This window comes from Oscillochloris sp. ZM17-4, from assembly GCF_019599295.1.
Lineage (GTDB): Bacteria > Chloroflexota > Chloroflexia > Chloroflexales > Chloroflexaceae > Oscillochloris.
Genome location: NZ_JAIEWN010000045.1, coordinates 30113 through 48352 on the forward strand (window position 1 = coordinate 30113; position 18240 = coordinate 48352).

The 18240-nt window shown below is 66.1% G+C and carries 21 protein-coding genes; 3 read left to right on the forward strand and 18 right to left on the reverse strand.

Annotation, left to right across the window (positions count from 1 at the left end):
* Window positions 1–57: 57 nt before the first annotated feature.
* The 3 genes from K2Z83_RS23000 to K2Z83_RS23010 form a co-directional block, all read right to left on the reverse strand.
* Complete coding sequence (locus K2Z83_RS23000; protein ID WP_220597515.1) at window positions 58–537, reverse strand: hypothetical protein; 480 nt, start codon at window positions 535–537, stop codon at window positions 58–60.
* A 60-nt stretch (window positions 538–597) separates the two neighbouring features.
* Complete coding sequence (locus tag K2Z83_RS23005) at window positions 598–1059, reverse strand: hypothetical protein (protein WP_220597516.1); 462 nt, start codon at window positions 1057–1059, stop codon at window positions 598–600.
* A gap of 113 nt (window positions 1060–1172) precedes the next feature.
* Complete coding sequence (locus K2Z83_RS23010) at window positions 1173–1457, reverse strand: transporter associated domain-containing protein (protein WP_220597517.1); 285 nt, start codon at window positions 1455–1457, stop codon at window positions 1173–1175.
* Between the two features lie 60 nt (window positions 1458–1517).
* Between K2Z83_RS23010 and K2Z83_RS23015 the strand changes: the two genes are divergently transcribed.
* The 3 genes from K2Z83_RS23015 (at window position 1518) to K2Z83_RS23025 (ending at window position 3650) form a co-directional block, all read left to right on the forward strand.
* Window positions 1518–1967, forward strand: a complete 450-nt coding sequence (locus K2Z83_RS23015; RefSeq protein WP_220597518.1) for a PRC-barrel domain-containing protein — start codon at window positions 1518–1520, stop codon at window positions 1965–1967.
* Window positions 1968–2163: 196 nt separating this feature from the next.
* Window positions 2164–2943 carry a 2,3-diphosphoglycerate-dependent phosphoglycerate mutase gene (gpmA, locus tag K2Z83_RS23020; RefSeq protein WP_255604431.1) on the forward strand — a complete coding sequence of 260 codons (780 nt, stop codon included), beginning with the start codon at window positions 2164–2166 and terminating at the stop codon, window positions 2941–2943.
* A 17-nt stretch (window positions 2944–2960) separates the two neighbouring features.
* Complete coding sequence (locus tag K2Z83_RS23025) at window positions 2961–3650, forward strand: VIT family protein (RefSeq protein WP_220597520.1); 690 nt, start codon at window positions 2961–2963, stop codon at window positions 3648–3650.
* A gap of 88 nt (window positions 3651–3738) precedes the next feature.
* Here K2Z83_RS23025 and K2Z83_RS23030 read toward each other — a convergent pair whose 3' ends face one another.
* From K2Z83_RS23030 to K2Z83_RS23100, 15 genes are all read right to left on the reverse strand, one after another.
* Window positions 3739–4593, reverse strand: a complete 855-nt coding sequence (locus K2Z83_RS23030; RefSeq protein WP_220597521.1) for a DUF6544 family protein — start codon at window positions 4591–4593, stop codon at window positions 3739–3741.
* Between the two features lie 140 nt (window positions 4594–4733).
* A complete protein-coding gene (locus K2Z83_RS23035) occupies window positions 4734–5648 on the reverse strand; it encodes a hypothetical protein (protein WP_220597522.1) in 915 nt (304 codons plus the stop codon).
* Window positions 5649–5846: 198 nt separating this feature from the next.
* Window positions 5847–6629, reverse strand: a complete 783-nt coding sequence (locus tag K2Z83_RS23040; RefSeq protein ID WP_220597523.1) for a CPBP family intramembrane glutamic endopeptidase — start codon at window positions 6627–6629, stop codon at window positions 5847–5849.
* Window positions 6630–6753: 124 nt separating this feature from the next.
* Window positions 6754–8022 carry a hypothetical protein gene (locus tag K2Z83_RS23045; RefSeq protein ID WP_220597524.1) on the reverse strand — a complete coding sequence of 423 codons (1269 nt, stop codon included), beginning with the start codon at window positions 8020–8022 and terminating at the stop codon, window positions 6754–6756.
* A gap of 114 nt (window positions 8023–8136) precedes the next feature.
* Window positions 8137–8877: a hypothetical protein gene (locus tag K2Z83_RS23050; protein ID WP_220597525.1), complete on the reverse strand. Its 741-nt coding sequence runs from the start codon at window positions 8875–8877 to the stop codon at window positions 8137–8139.
* Window positions 8874–9221 (reverse strand): type II CAAX prenyl endopeptidase Rce1 family protein, encoded by a 348-nt coding sequence (locus tag K2Z83_RS23055; RefSeq protein WP_220597526.1) that lies wholly within the window; start codon window positions 9219–9221, stop codon window positions 8874–8876. Before K2Z83_RS23055 ends, K2Z83_RS23050 begins: the two co-directional genes overlap by 4 nt.
* Window positions 9222–9707: 486 nt before the next feature.
* Window positions 9708–11216 (reverse strand): hypothetical protein, encoded by a 1509-nt coding sequence (locus K2Z83_RS23060; RefSeq protein WP_220597527.1) that lies wholly within the window; start codon window positions 11214–11216, stop codon window positions 9708–9710.
* A gap of 161 nt (window positions 11217–11377) precedes the next feature.
* Entirely contained in the window at window positions 11378–12118 is a 741-nt protein-coding gene (locus K2Z83_RS23065) for a hypothetical protein (RefSeq protein WP_220597528.1), read from the reverse strand.
* 56 nt (window positions 12119–12174) lie between these two features.
* On the reverse strand, window positions 12175–12504 hold the full coding sequence (locus K2Z83_RS23070) for a hypothetical protein (protein ID WP_220597529.1): 330 nt from the start codon (window positions 12502–12504) through the stop codon (window positions 12175–12177).
* 80 nt (window positions 12505–12584) lie between these two features.
* Window positions 12585–13655 carry a type II CAAX endopeptidase family protein gene (locus K2Z83_RS30165; protein ID WP_220597530.1) on the reverse strand — a complete coding sequence of 357 codons (1071 nt, stop codon included), beginning with the start codon at window positions 13653–13655 and terminating at the stop codon, window positions 12585–12587.
* Complete coding sequence (locus K2Z83_RS23080; protein ID WP_220597531.1) at window positions 13652–14329, reverse strand: head GIN domain-containing protein; 678 nt, start codon at window positions 14327–14329, stop codon at window positions 13652–13654. The genes K2Z83_RS30165 and K2Z83_RS23080 overlap by 4 nt, the downstream gene beginning before the upstream one ends.
* A gap of 45 nt (window positions 14330–14374) precedes the next feature.
* Window positions 14375–14617, reverse strand: a complete 243-nt coding sequence (locus K2Z83_RS23085) for a hypothetical protein (protein WP_220597532.1) — start codon at window positions 14615–14617, stop codon at window positions 14375–14377.
* A 53-nt stretch (window positions 14618–14670) separates the two neighbouring features.
* On the reverse strand, window positions 14671–16218 hold the full coding sequence (locus tag K2Z83_RS30170; RefSeq protein WP_220597533.1) for an alpha/beta fold hydrolase: 1548 nt from the start codon (window positions 16216–16218) through the stop codon (window positions 14671–14673).
* Window positions 16219–16303: 85 nt separating this feature from the next.
* Window positions 16304–16915, reverse strand: a complete 612-nt coding sequence (locus tag K2Z83_RS23095) for a DUF3267 domain-containing protein (protein ID WP_220597534.1) — start codon at window positions 16913–16915, stop codon at window positions 16304–16306.
* 721 nt (window positions 16916–17636) lie between these two features.
* Window positions 17637–18240: hypothetical protein (locus tag K2Z83_RS23100; RefSeq protein WP_220597535.1), on the reverse strand; the 604-nt coding region annotated here is incomplete at its 5' end.

Genomic DNA, 18240 nt, shown 5'->3' on the forward strand with positions numbered 1-18240 from the left:
AATCGATGTGATCGCTGTCGCTGGCGCACCGCCGGCCTGATGCCTCCTATTGTGACTTCACCCAGACCCTGCGGCGAGCGCCTGGGTGAGCCCAGCACCCGTATCGGCAGCATAGCCTCCTTCGCTACGCCAGGAGATCTGGCCGCTGCGATCGACGAGCAGGATGGTGATGGTCTCGGGGCTGCGGATCTGGAGCGCCGCGATAACGTTTGTCACATGGGTGTAGACGGTCAGCGTACGCTCGCGCACCGCCGGGCTGGGGATTGCGGCGGCCATCCCGCCGTCAATGAAGGGGCGCACAAGGCTGTAGCCGCTGGCGAGCATGGGCACCTCGTAGGCGCGCAGGTCGGGGTGGGTGGCCAGCAGCGGGTCGAGGGCGGGAAACCACGAGTCAACCAGCTGCTGGTGTGCACGGCGAAAGGCGACGATGACCACATTACGCGCGCCGGCAAACGCCGCAGGCAGCGCGAGCGTGCGCCCGTTCAGGTTTCGCGCCTGGAGCGGTGGGAAGACGGCAGCTAGCGATAGGACTGGCAAAGAAGCCGCCATCGTTGTTCTCCTCACATTCCGTGACCCGTCTGAGGTAGTAGCGAGGGTCTAGCGTAGGCTCGCCCCGACGGTGCGGCTGCGCAGCACCATGCGGTCTTCCCGGCTTGATTGGTGCATGGGTTGACTGACGCATGGGCCAAGGTCGATGATCTGGACGTACAGATCGCGGCCCACGCTCGCAAGCTCTGCGGCAAACGACAGCTCGTCGCGCAGCACGTGGACGATGGCGTCGAGCGGAAGTGTGCTTGTGCGGGCCTGCGCGACGAGATCGCTCAGCTGTGTGCTGAGCGCATCCAGGGTCATCTCGGGCGCGGGGTAGCGTGCCGCCAACGGGTTGAAGAGCTGACAGATTGGGCACGTGACGCCGGCCACGCCCGTGCCGGGCAGCTTCAGCGGCGTGCCGCAGTTCGCGCAGCCGAGATCGCTGGTGGCGGCGGTATCGGTCACCATGGAGACGTTACGGTTGAGCGTGCCACGGGTCTCTTCATGGAATACGATCTGCTTTAGCATATATGGTATTATCTCCTTTCTGTACGCCGTTAGGCGACGGGCAAGGGCATAGATGCACTACGGTCATGGATGAGTCTAGCAGGCCCGCGCCCAGCCGGTATGAAGTCTGCTCATCACACGCTCTCGGTTGGGAGATCAGGGGCAGCGCCGGGGAGGCGCACTAGCCGCACCAGCTGCACGGCCAGCCCAACGATCTCCGCGACGTGCATCTGTGCGCCGGGGATGCTCACCGTGTCGCCGACCTGGGCCGGCCGACCCAGCAGCGTCACCACGAGGCCGCCGACCGTCTCGACCTCGGCGAGGAGCGCCGCGGGGAGCGCGAGATCAGTCAGCGCGCGCAGGTCAGCGAGCTGCACATCCCCGCGGATCTGCAGCTCGCCCGGCGCCACCTCGCGCACGCGGCCTACTATAACTACTACCCATACTGGTACGGGCCGGGGCTGTGGGGCGGCATGGGCATGCCCTACTATGGCGGCGGGATCGCCGACTATGCCAACGGAGGCATACTGTCCACCGAGCGCGAGCAGATCCGCCAGGCCGCGATCAACCAGCCAGCGGGCGACGCCCACCTGCGCAGCACGCACGAGGTGAGCGGCTACCACATCCGCGCGACGGACGGCGAGATCGGCCACATCAACGACTTCATCATGGACGACGCGACCTGGGCGATCCGCTACGTGGTGGTGGACACGCACAACTGGTGGCCCGGCAAGCAGGTGCTGGTGGCCCCCACCTGGATCACCGCCGTGAACTGGGACGAGCGGACGGTGGATGTCGCGATCACCCGCGAGACGATCAAGGGCGGGCCGGAGTATGACCCGGCGCAGCTGAACCGCGACTATGAGCGGCGGCTCTACCGCCACTACCGGCAGCCATCCTACTGGGACGAGGCTCCCACGAAGCGTTAGCGCTGCGGCGCGCCATGGGGCGCGGGAGAATCCTGCGCCCCATGGCGTGCGACCAACCACCATCGCCAAGCGCACGACCTGGCGGAGCGGTGTATCACGCACGTTGCGCAATGCGCGCCACGGTCACGCCGGAGGTTCGGGGCGCCGGTGCTCGTGGCACGATCGCCCGCCCTACGCTGACGACCAAGAGGTTGTGATGGCGAAACTCGTGCTGCTCCGCCACGGTGAGAGCACTTGGAATGAGCAAAATCGCTTCACGGGTTGGACGGATGTCGACCTGTCGGCGCGGGGGCGCGCCGAGGCACACCATGCCGGTGAGGCGCTCGGGGCAGCAGGGCTTACCTTCGATATCGGCTTTACGTCAGTGCTCAAGCGCGCCATCCGCACGCTGTGGATCACGCTCGATGCGCTGGATCTCATGTGGCTTCCCATCGAGAAGTCGTGGCGGCTGAACGAGCGCCATTATGGCGCGCTGCAAGGGCGGAATAAGGCCGAGACCGCCGCCGTATACGGTGAAGCGCAGGTGTTGCGCTGGCGCCGGAGCTACACCACGCGCCCCCCTGTGCTGACTGCCGATGACCCCCGCGCGCCCGGCTCCGATCCGCGCTACCAGGACCTCGACCCGCACGCGCTTCCGCTGGCCGAGTGCCTCAAAGACACGGTCGCCCGCACTATGCCCTACTGGCACGCGACGATCGCGCCGGCCATTCGCTCAGGGAAGCGGGTGATCATCGTCGGCCACGGGAATAGCTTGCGCGCGCTGGTCAAATATCTGGATCACATGTCCGACGCAGCGATTGGCGACCTCACCATCCCAACCGGCATCCCTCTGGTCTACGAGCTTGATGCGAACCTCCAGCCGCTCACGCACGCCTACCTGGGCGATCCTGAGGCGATCCGTACGGCGCAGGAGGCGGTCGCACCGCAGGGCCGGGCGAAGCAGTCAGCGCCCGCACGCCGCGCCAGCACCCAATAAGTGACCGGAGCAACCCAATGCCAAATCAAGAGAGACACCGAACGAATCACGTCGGCTGGCTGCGCGCGGCGGTTCTGGGCGCCAATGACGGCATTCTCTCGACCGCCAGCCTGGTGATCGGCGTCGCGGCAGCTCAGGTGAGCAGCCACGCCATCCTGGTCACCGGGGTCGCGGGCCTGGTCGCCGGGGCCATGTCGATGGCGGCTGGCGAGTATGTCTCGGTCAGCTCGCAGGCCGACACCGAGCAGGCCGATCTCCGCATCGAGCGGGGCGAGCAGGCGGCCGATCAGGCGGGCGAGCTGGCGGAGCTGACGCGGATCTACGAGCAGCGCGGCCTGGACCCGGCGCTGGCGCAGCAGGTCGCCGCCCAGCTGACGGCGCGCGACGCCCTGGCGGCCCACGCGCGCGACGAGCTTGGGATCACGGAATCATTCAGCGCCTGGCTCATCCAGGCGGCGCTCACCTCGGCGGGCTGCTTCGCGGTCGGCGCAGCTCTGCCGCTGCTGGCCGTGCTCCTGACGACCGGCGGGTATCTCATCCCGGTGGTCGCTGGGTCGTCACTGCTCTTCCTCGCCGTGCTCGGCGGGCTGGCAGCGTTCGCCGGCGGCGCAAGCCTGATAGGCGGCGCGGTACGGGTCACATTTTGGGGGGCGCTCGCGATGGCGCTGACCGCCGGCGTTGGGGCGTTATTCGGGGCCGTCGGGTGAGACCTGCGCCTAGCGATGCCCTCACCCGATGTGGCCTGCATCGGTCGCCCCTGCTCGTAGTCTGTGACGGGTAGTTCTGCAGCGTTGGTCATGGCGCGAACGCATAGGCGATGCTGGTGATGCGGCCGCGCCAGTAGGGCCACGGCCCTGCCGGGAGCATCCACGCCACCTCGCCCGCGATCGGGACGCGCATCCCGTCGCGCAGCTCGTAGCGGCTCCAGCGGCCCTCCCACGGGGTTGGCACGCTCACGCCGTCGATCAGCGCCCCGCGCGCCTCGGCGCGCAGCGAGTCAATCAGGCCGTCGGCGTTGAAGCGGAAGAGTAGCGTCACCGTGGTATCGCCGTCCTGCATGGTTGCTCTGGCCGAGCTGTCGTCGACCGCCTCCCAGGTCACACCCTGGCTGGGCAGCAGCGCCGTCGGATACCAAGCGGCCTCGGCAAACCAGCGCAGCAGCTCGCCCTGGGCCATCTCGGGCGTGCCGCGCTGATCCGCCACCATCACCAGGCCGAACAGCGACGCGTGCAGCATGCCCTCGCCGCCGATATAGGCGTCGTGGACGCGCGCCGGCATGCCGGGCATGATCGCGATGCGCGCCTCCCAGTCGAAGCCCGGCCGCTGGGTAACAACGCGCTGAGTCGAGCGGAACGGCTTCCACTGCGCATCCGTTAGGCTCATGGTGAAGGTGCCGGTGTGCTCCAGCGTGACCGCCGCGACCATCGGCTGGCCGTCGGTCAGGGCGGCGCGGAAGTAGCGCTGCACCGGCGCCGGCAGGCCGACCAGCTCATCCGCGCGGTAGCGATTCGGCGCGATGGGGCGACGTGCCCCCTCCAGATCGGCGTGCATCTGGTCGGTCTCGGCTTGCCAGCGGTTCGACCCGTAGGCGAGGGCGGCGGCAATGGTAGCCGCCAGCCCGAGGGTGAGCCAACGCACGTTCTTCCACATGGTGATCCTCTTCAATAGCTGGTTCAATTGAGTGCTCTTGCGACCTGCTCATCTGCGCGGATCATTGGCGCATCGTCTTTGTGGCGCATGATGTATAGCCCGTACCACATGAACATGAGGCAGATCGTGCCGACCACATTTCAGGTATGTGCCGGCTGCAATGCTGGTGCCTGCACTTGCGCTGAATCCGAGATGGTGCGCAGCAGCACAGTGGTGACCACAACCGCAGCCAGCGCGAGCAGGCTGAACCCGGCGATTGGCCCGACTATCTGGCCGGTGCTGAATGTCACCCCCGCTATCATCTGGCTGATTGTCTGTGCTGCAATCATTGGTGCAAGCAGCATCTCAAGCACAAGCAGGGAACAGGCGATCAGGTAGCCTAGCGGCGCGCGGCGCAGAATCAAGACGCCTGCGATGATCGTGGCCGGCGTAATGATGCCCAGATCGAGCGCGTCGGTGACCATAGTGGTTGAGCTGCCCAGGAGCTCGGGCGGCTGGCCCTGAAACAGCGCGCTGAGCAGCGGGGCAAGCCAGATCAGCAGCGTCACCAGCCCGCTCGCGAACATAAACAGCGCCGGGCCGCGACGCGGCAGGCTGGGCAAGAAGTGCGCCTGAAGCGCCGAGAGATCGATCGAGGCATATATCAGGACAACGGCAAACAGACTGGCTGAGAAGAGTACGACATAGACCAAGAACAGGTCGTTGTAGGCGGCGTTGAGCGCCAGCGAGGCATACACATATAAGAAGTACACCAGTGTGCCCACCAGCAGCAAGCCCCAGCGGAGCGAACCACGCCGGTAGCGCCGTGTCGCCATAATCAGCAGCGGGATGCCGAGCGCGAGCGTGACCGCATCCGTCCCACGGTTGCCGGCGCCCATGAAGCGCGTGTCAAAGCGGTACAATCCCTGCCCGTACATCGTCACAGTCTGGCCCCGCAGCGTCGTGACGGTGAACGGGCTACCTCCAGCTTGCCAGAACAGCCCGGCACCGGCCGCAATCAATGCCAGCGCCGCAATCAGCGCCGCCAGCCCGATGATGATAGATGATGGTTTCATCCGATTTCTCCACAGGCATTGCGCCTACGCCGCCAACGTTCGACCCACCTGCCAGCTCGCCACTCCGCCGGCGATCACATGCCCGAGAGCGCGGCGATAGCCAACCAGAACGGCTGGCGGTAGCACAGGAGGTGTCTGCGGCTCATAGGTTATGTTTATCCTTCGGGATCGATATATGAGAGCCGCTTCGTGCCAGCCCTACCCGATTCCATCTTGCCAAGCACGAGATTGCGCCGCAGACTCGTTTGGAAGGTCAGCAGTACAATCCATCGGCACAGCGTCTTTCTGCCACATGAGGTACAGCCCATACCACATAAACATACATGTGAGTGCGATGCCAGCGATGGTATTCCAGACCGCTGGAAAATCATCCCTTCCAATAAAGCTGGTGAAGTCGATCAGCGTATGGGCGATGACCAGCGGCCACAGGATGCCTTTCTTGAGCACCACTGCGGCAAAGGCAAAGCCAACGGCCAGGGCATAGGCGATTTGTATCAAGATAGCGGCACCACTCTTGCCGGAAAGCAGATTCAGCGAATGCGACAGCCCAAACAGGAGCGCGGTGATGATGGCCGCCTGCCAGAGTCCGCGTGCCTTCAGCGCGTTGAGCATCAGCCCGCGAAAGATCGCCTCTTCGGCGAAACCGATCAGGAACGCAAGGGCAAGCAATTCCATGAATAGAAACAGGCTCGGTATGCTCAGCCCGACGCCGAGGTTGAGCAGGACGGGGATCAGGGGGGGCAGAAAAAAGAGCAGGTCGCGGGGGTGCGCGGGTCGCCTGAAGCCGACAGCCCGCCACCATCCCAGTGCGCTGATCGCGCCGATGACCAGCACGCTCAGGGTCGTAGTGGCCATGCCAGTGATGGCCTGATTGGAGAGCTGCGCGACCGATGCGATCGTGCCGGCGATCAGGTACACGGCAATGACGATGATCTCCAGGATTGCCACGAACCAGTACGGGTGGCGTTCGATAAAGCGCATGGTGTGAGGACCCTTTTCGACCATCAGATGCCAGATTACCACGGTAGCAACGGTGCTACACCGGCCACAACCGATGACGGCGCACCTTCTGGTGCTGCCGTTATTGGCGGTCGGACGATACCGGCTACGGGGTCGGCGCGAGGGCCGGCGGTGCCAGCGCCTGGGCCGCAGGTTTGCTAGCGCCACCGGCGCGGCGGGCTACGATCAGCGCGCCGAGGGCCAGCACAAAGCTCGCCAGCGAGACCAGCCAGCCCACATAGGGGATGCGCCCGAGTAGGACCAGCAGTAGCACGCCGCCGACCAGCGCCGCCAGATCGTTTGCCTCACGGCCATTCGCCGTGGCCAGCAGACGCCCGAGCCAGAGGCCGGTGATCAGCGGGCTGAGGAACCAGAGCATCGCCAGGATGCCGAACAGCGCCAGCCCCAGCACCACCCCCGGGAACCAGCCCCAGAACAGCACCATGATGAACACCAGCAGGGCCGATGCCACGGGCACGAAGATGAACAGGAGTGCGGCGAGCAGCCCGTACAGCCCGGCCCGGCCCGGCTGGGCGGCCAGGGCGCTGGCCGGGCCAGTCAGCAGGCGCGGCGACAGGCGCAGGGTCAGCCAGGCCAGCAGCGCAAAGCCCGCGAGCACGAGCGCTGTGCGAAGCAGCGACCCGAGCACTGCGGCAAGCGGGTCGGGGCGCTGCGCTGGCGTCGGTGGCGTGTACTGCACCGTGGACGCGATCGCTTCGAGGGCGGGATCTGGCTCCGGGCTGGTGTAGCGCAGGGCGCCGGAGATGTGCGCGCTGTCCGCCACGCGGATCGCGTTGGTCGCAATCTCCGCATTTCCGCCCACCTGGGCCGCAAGCGTCGCCGTGCCCATGCCTAGCCACAGATTCCTGACGATCGTGCCGTCAATGTTCCCGGCACCAGCGCCAAGCACCGCATCGCCGCCAACCCGTGCGCTCGCGGCCAGACGAATGCCTTCGGTCAGCGGCTGAGCGCCTGCGGCAAATGAGCTCATGCTCATGGTGTTGCCGCCCCCGCCGGCGATCAGATCCTCGCCGATCGTCCCCGCGACGGCGATCTCGGCGCCCGCCGCGCGCATGTCGCCATCGACCCGCCCGTTCATCTGGATGCTCGCGCCGGCCAGCAGCGCGTCGCCCGTGACCGTGCCATTGATCACAATGGTCCTGCCACCGGCGATCAGATCGCCATCGACCGTGCCATCAATATAGATCTCCGACGCCGCGATGTAGAGGTCATCGCTGACCACCTGGCCCGCGGGGAGCCGGTAGACATCCGTGCCCGCGAACGCCGCCGCCCGAGCGGTCTGGGTGACGGTCACGCTCAGCACGATGCCGAGCGCCACGGCCAGCCAGAAGCGCACCTGTGTGAATCGACTCATATGCTCCCTCTCACGATGATTACTCGTCGTCGATCACCCGTTCCGGAACGCCAGTACACGAGATCGTAGATTCAGTCTAGCGCGTGCGGTTCTTGGTGCGATGAAGATCGCTCATCACGCGCGCTCAGCGGATTGCGGTGCCGTGCCCAGCGCGAGCGCGCGCCGCAGGCTCGGCTGGAAGCTCAGGAGCACAATCAGCAGCCCCAGGCCGCCATACACGAACTGCAGCCAGTCCGTCCCGCGCATCATCAGCATCTCCGTGACGATCCAGATCACCTGACCCAGGCCGATGGCGACCGCCGCGCTCCACGCCCAGTGCGCGCCGGTGAAGCGCGTCAGCGCCGTGCCGAGTGGCCAGGCTGGGCGGAACCAGAGCGCCAGCAGCGTGGCGAACGAACCGATGCCAAAGACGATCCCGAGCAGCAGGCCGGGGATCAGGAAGTCGCGAAACGGGGAGAACTGGAGGATGCTGAGGGGGATCTGCAGCCAGGTGCCGGTCGGGTTGAGCGTGAGCACGATCCCGCCGAAGGCGGCGCTCAGGCCGAGAAAGGCGAGGCAGCCAAGTAGCCAGCGCAGGCTGACCGGTCGCGCAGGCGATCCCGTTTGCGGCGATGGTTCATCGACGGGACGCCGCCACATTTCGTATACCGCGCCGGCCAGCATGCCAATGCAAGCGCCAGCGATCATCCCGAGCAGCATAGCGCCGAACAGGAGCCCGACGACCATGCCGAGCCCGGCTCCAATGCCGAGCCCGGCTCCAATGCCGATGCCTCCCCCGACTCTGGTGTTGCGCAAGCGAGCTGCCGTTTCATCCGCAGCGCCCGCCGCCTCGATGTGGCCGTGGTCCTGATTCATCGTGTTCCCTCTCCGCTAGCATTCACTACCACTGCCGGTGCCATCGTGTCCTCGGGCGGTCGCATACGCCACATGCGGTCCGTGATGATCAGCGTCAGCGTCATGATCGCCATGGCGGCGTATACGCCCAGCGTGACCGGTAGCCAGAAGCCGCCGCTGTTGTTGACGGCGGTGTGCAGCAGCACGACCAGCCAGAGATTGCCCTTGGTGCGGTTGAAGCACCAGGTGAACAGCACCGTGGTCGGAACCGTGGTGACGATGCGCAGCAGAATGCCGGGCAGTCCGTCGGGAAAGATGCGGTGCGCGACGCTCGCGTTTCTTGGTTGACGGCTAGCGCTGATCAACTGATCAGGCTAACCGTAAACGCGAAGCGCACCGCATCAATACAGAAATGATAGGCGAGCGCGGATTCGTAGTCGCGCTTGATATAGATAAGCCCCAATGGGATGCCATACATCAGGGGGATAAAAGAGGGGTGCGCTAAACATAAGGTGAGCGAGTCCGGGGCGCGCTAAACATAAGGTGTGGGATCGGGGCGGTGGGGGCGGGATCGGCGAGCGAGGGGCGATCATCGCGGGGCAGATCGGGGCGGCGGGCAGCGTGGCGGCAGGTGGGCGGGCGTGGGCGGCGGGCGGCGACGGGCCGCACCGGCGCTGCGTTCGCTGTTGGACGCAGGGAGTCATGCCCCGGCGCCAAGGGTGAGTCGGCCCAGGTCGGGGTCAGGTCACTCGGTTGTCGTCAGCGGACGTCGCATCCGTGTCCCCCTGGCTGCCCACCACCACCACCACCGCGCGAATCAGCCGGGGGTCACGGGCGTCGCCCGCCGCAGCTTAGCTCTGGGTCAGCTGCCCCTCCTCAGCGGCAGCGGCGGCGCGCACGCGCAGGAGCGCACGCACATTAATAAGGAGGTAGCGCAGGGTGTTCGCGTTGACGATCGCCTGGCCCCGCCGCAGCTTCGGGTGCAGGATGTCGAGCGCCTCGGCCTGGCTGTTGATCCGCTCGACCATCGTGCGCAGGGCGTAGAGTTGCTTATAGTCGTCGCCCTCGCGGTCGAGCTCGTGGCGGATGCGCGCACCCTTGGTGTTGGCGATCGTCGTGCTGCAGCCGCCCTTGGCGAAATGCGGGTCGGCGCAGGGGCACGGCTCGCCGGTCACGCGCGGCTGGAGCAGCGGGCAGGTGTACTTGGCCCGCTCGTGCGGCTCCAGGCCGCTGGTGCGGTCCATGTAGGTGAACTGGAGGTGCATCGGCAGGCTGGCCGCGCACAACGGGGTTCCGTCCGGGGCGAAGGTGCGCTTGGCCCGCTTCGGCCCGCCGGGGTTGAATGGCACGGCGGCGACGCCGCCGGCCTGGTCGAAGTAGTCGTAGACGTAGTGGGCGTCGAAGGCGGCGTCCCAGGTGCCGAAGCGCGGCCGGCGGCCGAGACGGGCCTCGACCTGAGCCATCAGCGGGCGGAAGTGGCTGGGGTCGGACTCATTGAAGGGCCGGGTGCGCTCGGCCAGCACCACCTCGGTGCCATCGGGCAGGCGGGTAACGACGATGCCGCTGGCGTAGCCCCAGAAGATGTCCACGCCGACCTGCAGCTTGGACGCGGGCTTGGCATCGGTGGTCGGGGCGGGGTGGTCGGGGCTGGCCTCCTCGGCGGGGGCGGCGTTGCGGCGCTTCTTGACGCCAAGCTTGCAGTCGGGGTCGCCAACGGGCTGGCGGGTCTTATCGAGCCGGCCCTCTTTGATGAACTGCTTCGGGTTGTTCTCCTTGACCCAGGCGAGGATGGCCTGGGTGTCACCGGCGATGATGTCCCCAAACGTGGCCTGCTGGTCGGGCGGGAGGGTCGCCTTAAGCAGATCGATGCTGGCCGAGAGCAGGAACTGGAGGGCGGGGTTGGGGAGGTGGCGCAGGACGCTGCTGAGCTGGCGGCGATTGGGGACGCTGGCGGCCACGTCGAAGCCGTGGGGCGCGGCCGGGTCGGGGACGCGGGCGAAGCCCAGCCAATAGACCAGGGCCGGGTGCTCGATCAGGTAGGTGCGCAGGTCGCTCATGAAGCGCTTGTCCTCCTGGAGCTTGACGAGGTAGGCGGCGGCGAAGGAGACGCGCGGCTGGGGGTGGGGGCCGGGCCAGGGATGGTCGGTCGGGCGCTCGGGGAACTGATCCCAGGGCAGGGCGCCGAGCAGGGCGCGGTACTTCTGGACGACGGGGTCGGTCTCGACCCAAGCCGGGAGCGGAGCGGCGGGATGAATGAGCGGGCAGGGGTCATCGGGCGACGAGGCGACAGGCGGACAGGCCGGCGCGGGCCGCAGGTTGGCGACGAGCCGGTTGATGATTTGGCGAAACGGGACTACCATGAGGGTACTCCAGATCGCGGTGGCGTGGTGTGTCGTAACTCAATGCTACCGCATCTGGAGTACCTTAGGCAACGACGGGGGATCGGGAACCGCCATCGCCCGCCCGAGAACCGCCGTCGCCGACCGACGGCCATTGCGGGCCGAGCGACGCCAATCCTATGTCAAGGAGCGCCCGGCGGCGATCTGCCGTCGCCCCGAACCGAACCGCCGTCGCTGGGCGACGCGAATCTTATGTTTAGCGCACCCCTCATAAAAAGGATAAACAGTGGATTCGATAGGGATTGCGGATAATGGGCCAATACGTGGATGCATACCGAGATCATCAACGCCGCCGTGAGCGCGCGCTGTGGTTTCTGGCGGCTTGTGGGGCGCAACACTGCATAGAAAAGGGTCAATAGGAACAATCGCGCCCACGTTTCCTCCAAGAGGGCCGGTTGCAGTGCATACACGGCTTTCCACCAGTGATCAAATCGGCGATCCGAATCGGTCAGGAGGCTGCTCGTCAGCGACGCGATATTGAACAATGCGGGCGGCAACGCCATCACGCATCCCCAGCAGAGACTCTGGAACGCGTTGCGAATCTGTCCATCGTACAGCCGAATGCTGGTGAGCCGTGTATGGGTGAGCAGGACCACGCCCGCCATCGCCTGAAAGGCAATCAGGAGCGCATTGATGATCGCTCCTTGTGCGTTCGTGGGCTGCATGATGCGTTCGACCAAGAACAGTGCCGCAAACACACTGATCCCGGCGAGCACGACCTTCCGGTTCATGTGTTTGCGCAGAACAATCAGCATGACAATGGCCAGCAGCGTGCTCAGCGGAACCATCAGCCAGCCGTTACCCAGGATCACACCTGCCACGACAAACACGAACCCAGCGAGCGTGCTGACGAACGCCACCATGACCCAATACGATTAGGACTTACGCAGTTGAAAATCGAAAACCGCTTTGCAAAGCCTTAAACCACGATTCTGCCTGCTGAGCGGGCATGGCTTCCAGTTGCGGTAAACCGTTTCAACTGCGTAAGTCCTAACGATGTGAAGACGCTCACGATCGGCGAAAAATCTGGCAAGGCATCCGCCGTAGGTCGGCTGCGTGCGAGCCACCAGATCAGCACCATGGTGTACGCTAGCGCAAACAGTGTTCCCACACCCTTGAGATTGTCGATCTTCAGGATCAGCCCCATCCCAATCAAAATGACTGCGACGGCACCGACCACGACCAGTGTTGCGGTCGGGTAATCGGTGCGCGCACGTTGGTTCGGTGCTGGTTCAAGATGGTGTTCCACATGCCGTCCTTATGCACTACGGGATGTTCACGTGCGTATTCGCGCATCGGTTAGGCCACCGCGTTCATCGTCATCGCCCTTCAGTGGTCATCCAATGCCTCAACCCGCCCCTCCGCCGGCACTGTCGTGCCCTCGGACGACCGCATACGCCACATGCGGTCCGTGATGATCAGCGCCACCGTCATGATGGCCATCGCCGCGTATACGCCCAGCGTGACCGGTAGCCAGAAGCCGGCGCTGTTGTTGACGGCGGTGTGCAGCAGCACGACCAGCCAGAGATTGCCCTTGGTGCGGTTGAAGCACCAGGTGAACAGCACCGTGGTTGGAACCGTGGTGACGATGCGCAGCAGGATGCCGGGCAGGCCGTCGGGAAAGATGCCGTGGTAGACGCCCTGGAGGTGCAGCGGCGCGTGCCAGAGGCCCCAGACCACGCTCAGCAGCAGGCTGGCCACCAGCGGGCTGTGCCGCGCCTGGAGGCGTGGCAGGGCAAACCCGCGCCAACCGACCTCTTCGCCGAGCGGCCCGCCGTAGAGCAGCGTCGCCATGAAGGTCGTCACCAGCAGCGGCAGCAGCGCGCGCACCGGCTCGGCGCGGGGGAAGGGCGGCAGCGGCTGCCCCAGCAGCGTCATCAGGGCGATCCCGGCCGCGCTGATGATCACCGGCAGCAGCAGCGCCGCGCCGTACCAGATCGGCGGCACCCGCCAGGCAGTGAGGGTGTGCAGGAGCGCGCGGACGCCAAGCCGGCGGCTGAAGCTGCTCCACACGACCCAGGCCGGCAGCAGGGTGATGGCCAGCCACAGCAGCGCCGCCACCAGTGGGCGGGGGCTGCCGAGCGGGTTCGACGCGATCATGAGGTTCAGCCACACGGTGCCCGCCAGTACCCCGCCTGCTAGCCAGAGCCGGCGTCGGGGCGAGGCCACCGCCTGCCGCTCTGGGCGCAGCAGCCCCGCGAGGGCCATGGCCGCCAGCGTGGGGCCGTAGGCGGCGATGATGCCGAGCCAGCGGGCGCTGATCGGATCGGCGCCGGCAAGCAAGCCCTGGAGTCCCCAGAGGCTCCAGGAGATCGCGTAGGTCAGGCCGACGAAGGCCAGCAGCGGGTGCCGCTGAGCCAGCCCGCGCAGCTGCGGTGCGATCGTTGCGACGGCGCTCACGGCGCGCGCTGCCGGATCGACCCGACGCCGCTGACCTGCTGATGCAGCTCGGGGCTGCCGATGTACGCGATGCTGCCCGCGCCGCTGATCGTGGCATCGAGCCGCTGGCGCGCGTTCACCACCACGCTGCCCAGGCCGCTGAGATCGACGGTTGCCCGGTCACTCACCAGCGCCGCGCCGTCGTAGCTGCCCGCGCCGCTGAGCGTCACGCGCTGCTCCGCCACCGCCCCGGAGGTCGTCACCGTGCCCGCGCCCGCGTGCATGACCGTGAGCATGTCGCCGCTGAGATTGGACACCGTGATCGAGGCCGCGCCGGCGAGCGTGATCGCGGTGAGGTCCTTGACCGTTACCGTGAAGGTGACGCGGGTGGCGTCGCTGAAATCCTGGTCGGGCTTGATGCCGAGGTAAAGTGTATCGCCGCGCACCTCGCCCAGCATGATCGCCTGCAGGTTGTCGTCGGTCTCGACCATGAGGCTGTCGGCGTCGCCCTGGGTGATCACGACCTCACCCACGCCAGAGATATCGATCGCCGTGAAGGCGCCGACCTCGCGCGTTTCGGTCGTGACCTTGCCAGAGCCGCGGATCTGGCCCGCAGTGCCGAGCGATACGATGCCGCAGCCGCTGAGCGCCAGGCCCATCAGGACGAGTAGCGTGAGCCGAAGTAATGTAGACATGCAAGCCTCATCTTCCCTTGTATGCGTAAACACCGGGCGCCCTGCTCAGGATGGGCGATCCTCCTGGCGCTCATCGTGGTTCGCGGTATCGCTGCGTTTGCGCTTCTGATCGAGGCTCGCACCAATCGCCGCGCCAACGCCAACGCCTATCGCGAGCCCGATAGCAAGATTGTTCAACGCAACACCAAGAGCAAGCCCAAGCATCATTCCGATGGCAATGCCTACGCTCATCTGGCTCTCTTTCGCGGGGCGGCGCTGCGATTCCTGGTCCTTCGATTCCTGGCCCATGGTGTCGTTGCTCCTCATGCGCGCTGACGGCGGCCCATGCGGGCTGCGCTGCCTCAGCGGCCCTCATACGTCTCCGGCAGCACGGTCTCGCGCATGATCGTGCCGAACTGCGCGAACTGCTCGAAGGCCACCGAGTGCGCGGCATTGTCGAGCGTGAACATGCGCTTGGTCGGTGCCTCAAGGGCGCCGAACCACTCCTGGGTCAGGTCGCGGCGCGCGGCGAGCTCGGCGGTGCCGTCGAGGATGTAGACCGGCGTGTCGAGACGCGGTACGTCGCGGCGGAAGTCGACCTCCTGAAGCTGCGGGTACAGCACCGTGAACGTGTCTATCAGGCCGCGCAGCACGTTGAACTTCTCGACCAGGTTGTACTCGCTGGCCAGCACGCCATACGGCCCGATGCCGGCGGCGTTGCCGAGATCCATGTAGGCCTGCGATGGCGTGTAGGGCTGGTAGAGCGACTCATACTGCTCCATCGCGAAGATGTTCGCGTAGGGGATATCGGCGTAGGGCGGCTGGCCGTAGGCGCGCATCTGGGCCGCGAGCTGCGTGTCGCCATTGCGCGCCGCGAGGTCGAGCACGTCCTGGTAGAAGCGCCGGTCGGTCTCGCGCACGTTAACCATCTGACCGCTGCCGATGAAGGCGTAGAACAGCTCGGGCTGGCGCTGCACCGCGAGCACGCCCAGGATGCTACCCCACGACTCGCCCACGACATAGATCTTCGGCTCGTCGAAGCGCTGGCGCAGATAGTTGGTCAGCTCAATCGTGTCATTGATCGCCTGGTCGAGGGTCAGCGTCGCGGTCGGATCAAGCGCCGCGTACGACTTGCCGGTGCCGCGCTGATCCCAGTCAACGATCACAAAGTCGTGTGACAGGTCATCCAGCACCACGCGGGTGAAGGGCAGGCCACTCATCCCCGGCCCGCCGTTGAGGTAGAGCAGCACCGGCTTGTCCGCGCTATACCCGCGGATCATGATCGTCTGATCGTGCCCGCCGAGGCGCACGGTCGTCAGCTCGGCGATGCTGCCCGGCAGCGACTTCCCATCTGCGCCGAGGATGGGCGGGGTGCTGGCTGGCAGGGCGAACCCGATGGCCAGGGCGGCCAGGAGCAGGGTGGCGAGCGCGGGCAGCACCCAGCGCCAGACGGCCATTCCTGACCGCGGCGACGATCCGCTCAGCTCGCGTGCGAGGACGGTGCCCAGGTAGGCCCCGAGGATCATCGGGATGACCGCCACCAGCCCGTAGAGCCCGCGCCCGAGCACGAAGGCCAGAATCCCATAGGTGTTGTCCAGGCGGATCGCCCCGGCGGTCGGCCCCAGCAGCTGCGGTCGGGCCAGTTCAAGCGCCGCGATATGGACGAGCGGCGCGAGCAGCAGCGCCCAGCGCGAGCGCATCACCAGCCCGGCGAGCGCGCCGACAAGCGCCCCGCCCGCCAGCACCAGCAATGCCTGGGCCTGGGTGGTGGGGCCACGCGGCACGATCACGCTGACCAGCACGCCCGCCAGCGCGGCGATCCCCACCGCCAGGGCAACCCCCAGCAGACGGCGGTTCCAAATGCCCGCCAACCATGGTGGAGCGCGGTATGTCGGAAGGAGTTGATTCACGTGTGCTTGGTTATGCTCACTACGCATTACGCTTCCCTTTTGTCGCTTCGATCGGTTTTCACTGGCCAGCATGCGGTCACTTGCTTCATAGTTTCGGTACAAACACGCGCATCCCGTCGCGCGCATCCATGATCCGGGCCGTGGCCGGGTAGCGCAGCGCGATCCGCGTCATCCAGAGATCGCCGCTGGCGCCACTCGCGTTGACGGCGCCACAGATCACGCAGAGGGTCGCCCATTGATATCCCGGCAGCAGCCAGATGCCCAGCATGGCCAGCACGCTGATCAGGGTGAACGGCGCAAGCAGGATGCGCACATAGGTGTTGCGCTGGTAGGCATACCCCGGCGAGGTGGCATAGAGCATCAATCCTTTCCAGACGATGCCATAGCGCGGGGTTGCGCCCGCCAGCCGCATCACCAGGCCGTGCGTGATCTCATGCGCCACCAGGGTCAGGCCAACCCCGATCAGCAGCGCGCCGCCCTCGCCCAGACCGAGGGTGAACGAGCCGGTCAGCGGGAGCTTCCCCAGGCCGATTGCCAGGCTGGCAAACAGCAGCCCAAAGAGGACAAAGCTGACGAGTGCGAGCGCTTGTATGAAAAACAGGCGGCTCGGCTTCTCGGCAACGCGCCAATACAGGACTTCGTGATACGCCTCAGGCAATGTGCCTGCGGCGCGTATGGGTGCAGCGCTCGTGATCATGATTCCCCTCCATGCTGCGCTCGTTGGATCGCAAGCGATCGGTACGCGCAGGTATGGATGAGTATCGCAGGCCCGCGCCCCGCCGGTATGAAGGTCGCTCATCTGGGGTGGTGTCGCGCAGCGCCTGAGCGCGGGTCGCGGATACGGCGCAGTGCGCCGATACCGGCGAGCAGGACGCCCAACGCCCCGCTACCCACGATGACCTCAACGGAGCGGCATGCTGCGTCTTTCTGGTCGTCTTGCGTCGAAAAATCGCGCCTCGCGCCTCCTGCTCCAGCAGGAGAGGTCGCCACAGTCCTTCTCCGCGAAAAACCATAACTACCCTGTTGGGGAGCACAAGCCGTCTGAGAGAAGGGCGCTCATGCAGAGTTCGCCAGCGGTATCGGAGATGCGGAAGAGCCGATTTTTCGTGATGACCTGCGGTGTCGTGTGTGTGGCTTCGATCTGCATGCAGACCTCAACGCGGCGCGGAATAGTGCGGCCACGTACCATGCCAGCATCGCTAGACGTGATGCTGGCGGGCTGCCGGTCAACCAGCCAATCGTGTCTGTTTCGACGCGGCTCGACTGAGCTCGCCGAAGTCCTCGGCATCGGAAGTGAGGCCCAAGCTGTCGCGTTTACGCGACAGTCAGTTGATCAACAACCACACCATGCACGAACCCCTCGATCCAAGCGACTCGGATCGGGGGGTTCTCGGTTGTCGCTGCTTCGGTACCGGGCGCTACGCTGGCTCGGCGGCCTCGCGAAGGGTGCGGTCGGCGTTGGGCATCAGCAGACCCAGTTCGTCGCAGACGACCTTGACCTTCTGAGCCGGCTCGCCGGTGCGCCGTCCGCCGAACACAGCGGCGGTGAGGTCGCCACGGCTGGAGTGGCGCGGTGCCTCGGCCAGGATCTTCGCCCGCTCCTCGGGCGAGACTACCACCTTCGGGCCACTCTTGCCGCTCGCCTCGCCGGCGGCCGTGGCGGGGGGCGGGGGCGGGGTGATGCTGCGCGGGCTGGCGGTCTTGGGCATCCGTGCCAGCGCCTCCTCACGATCCTCCAGGGATATCAGGGGGGTACGCACCGAAACGACCTCGCGCCCATTGCGCGCGGTGAAGTAGCCGCGCCCTGGCAGCTTGTGGGGCGGGATCGCGCCGAGCTTCTCGATCTCATCGGGGCGCATGCCGATATTCGGCTCCACTGACGATTCGCTGGCCTGAAATCCGGCCAGGAAGGTGCCGAAGTGCGTGCGCCAGCGAGTGGCTCGCCGGCTGTTGTTCTGGGCGTCCACGAGGTAGATGATCCCGGCGGCCAGGGAGGTGCTCATCTCGGAGGCCATCCACTCA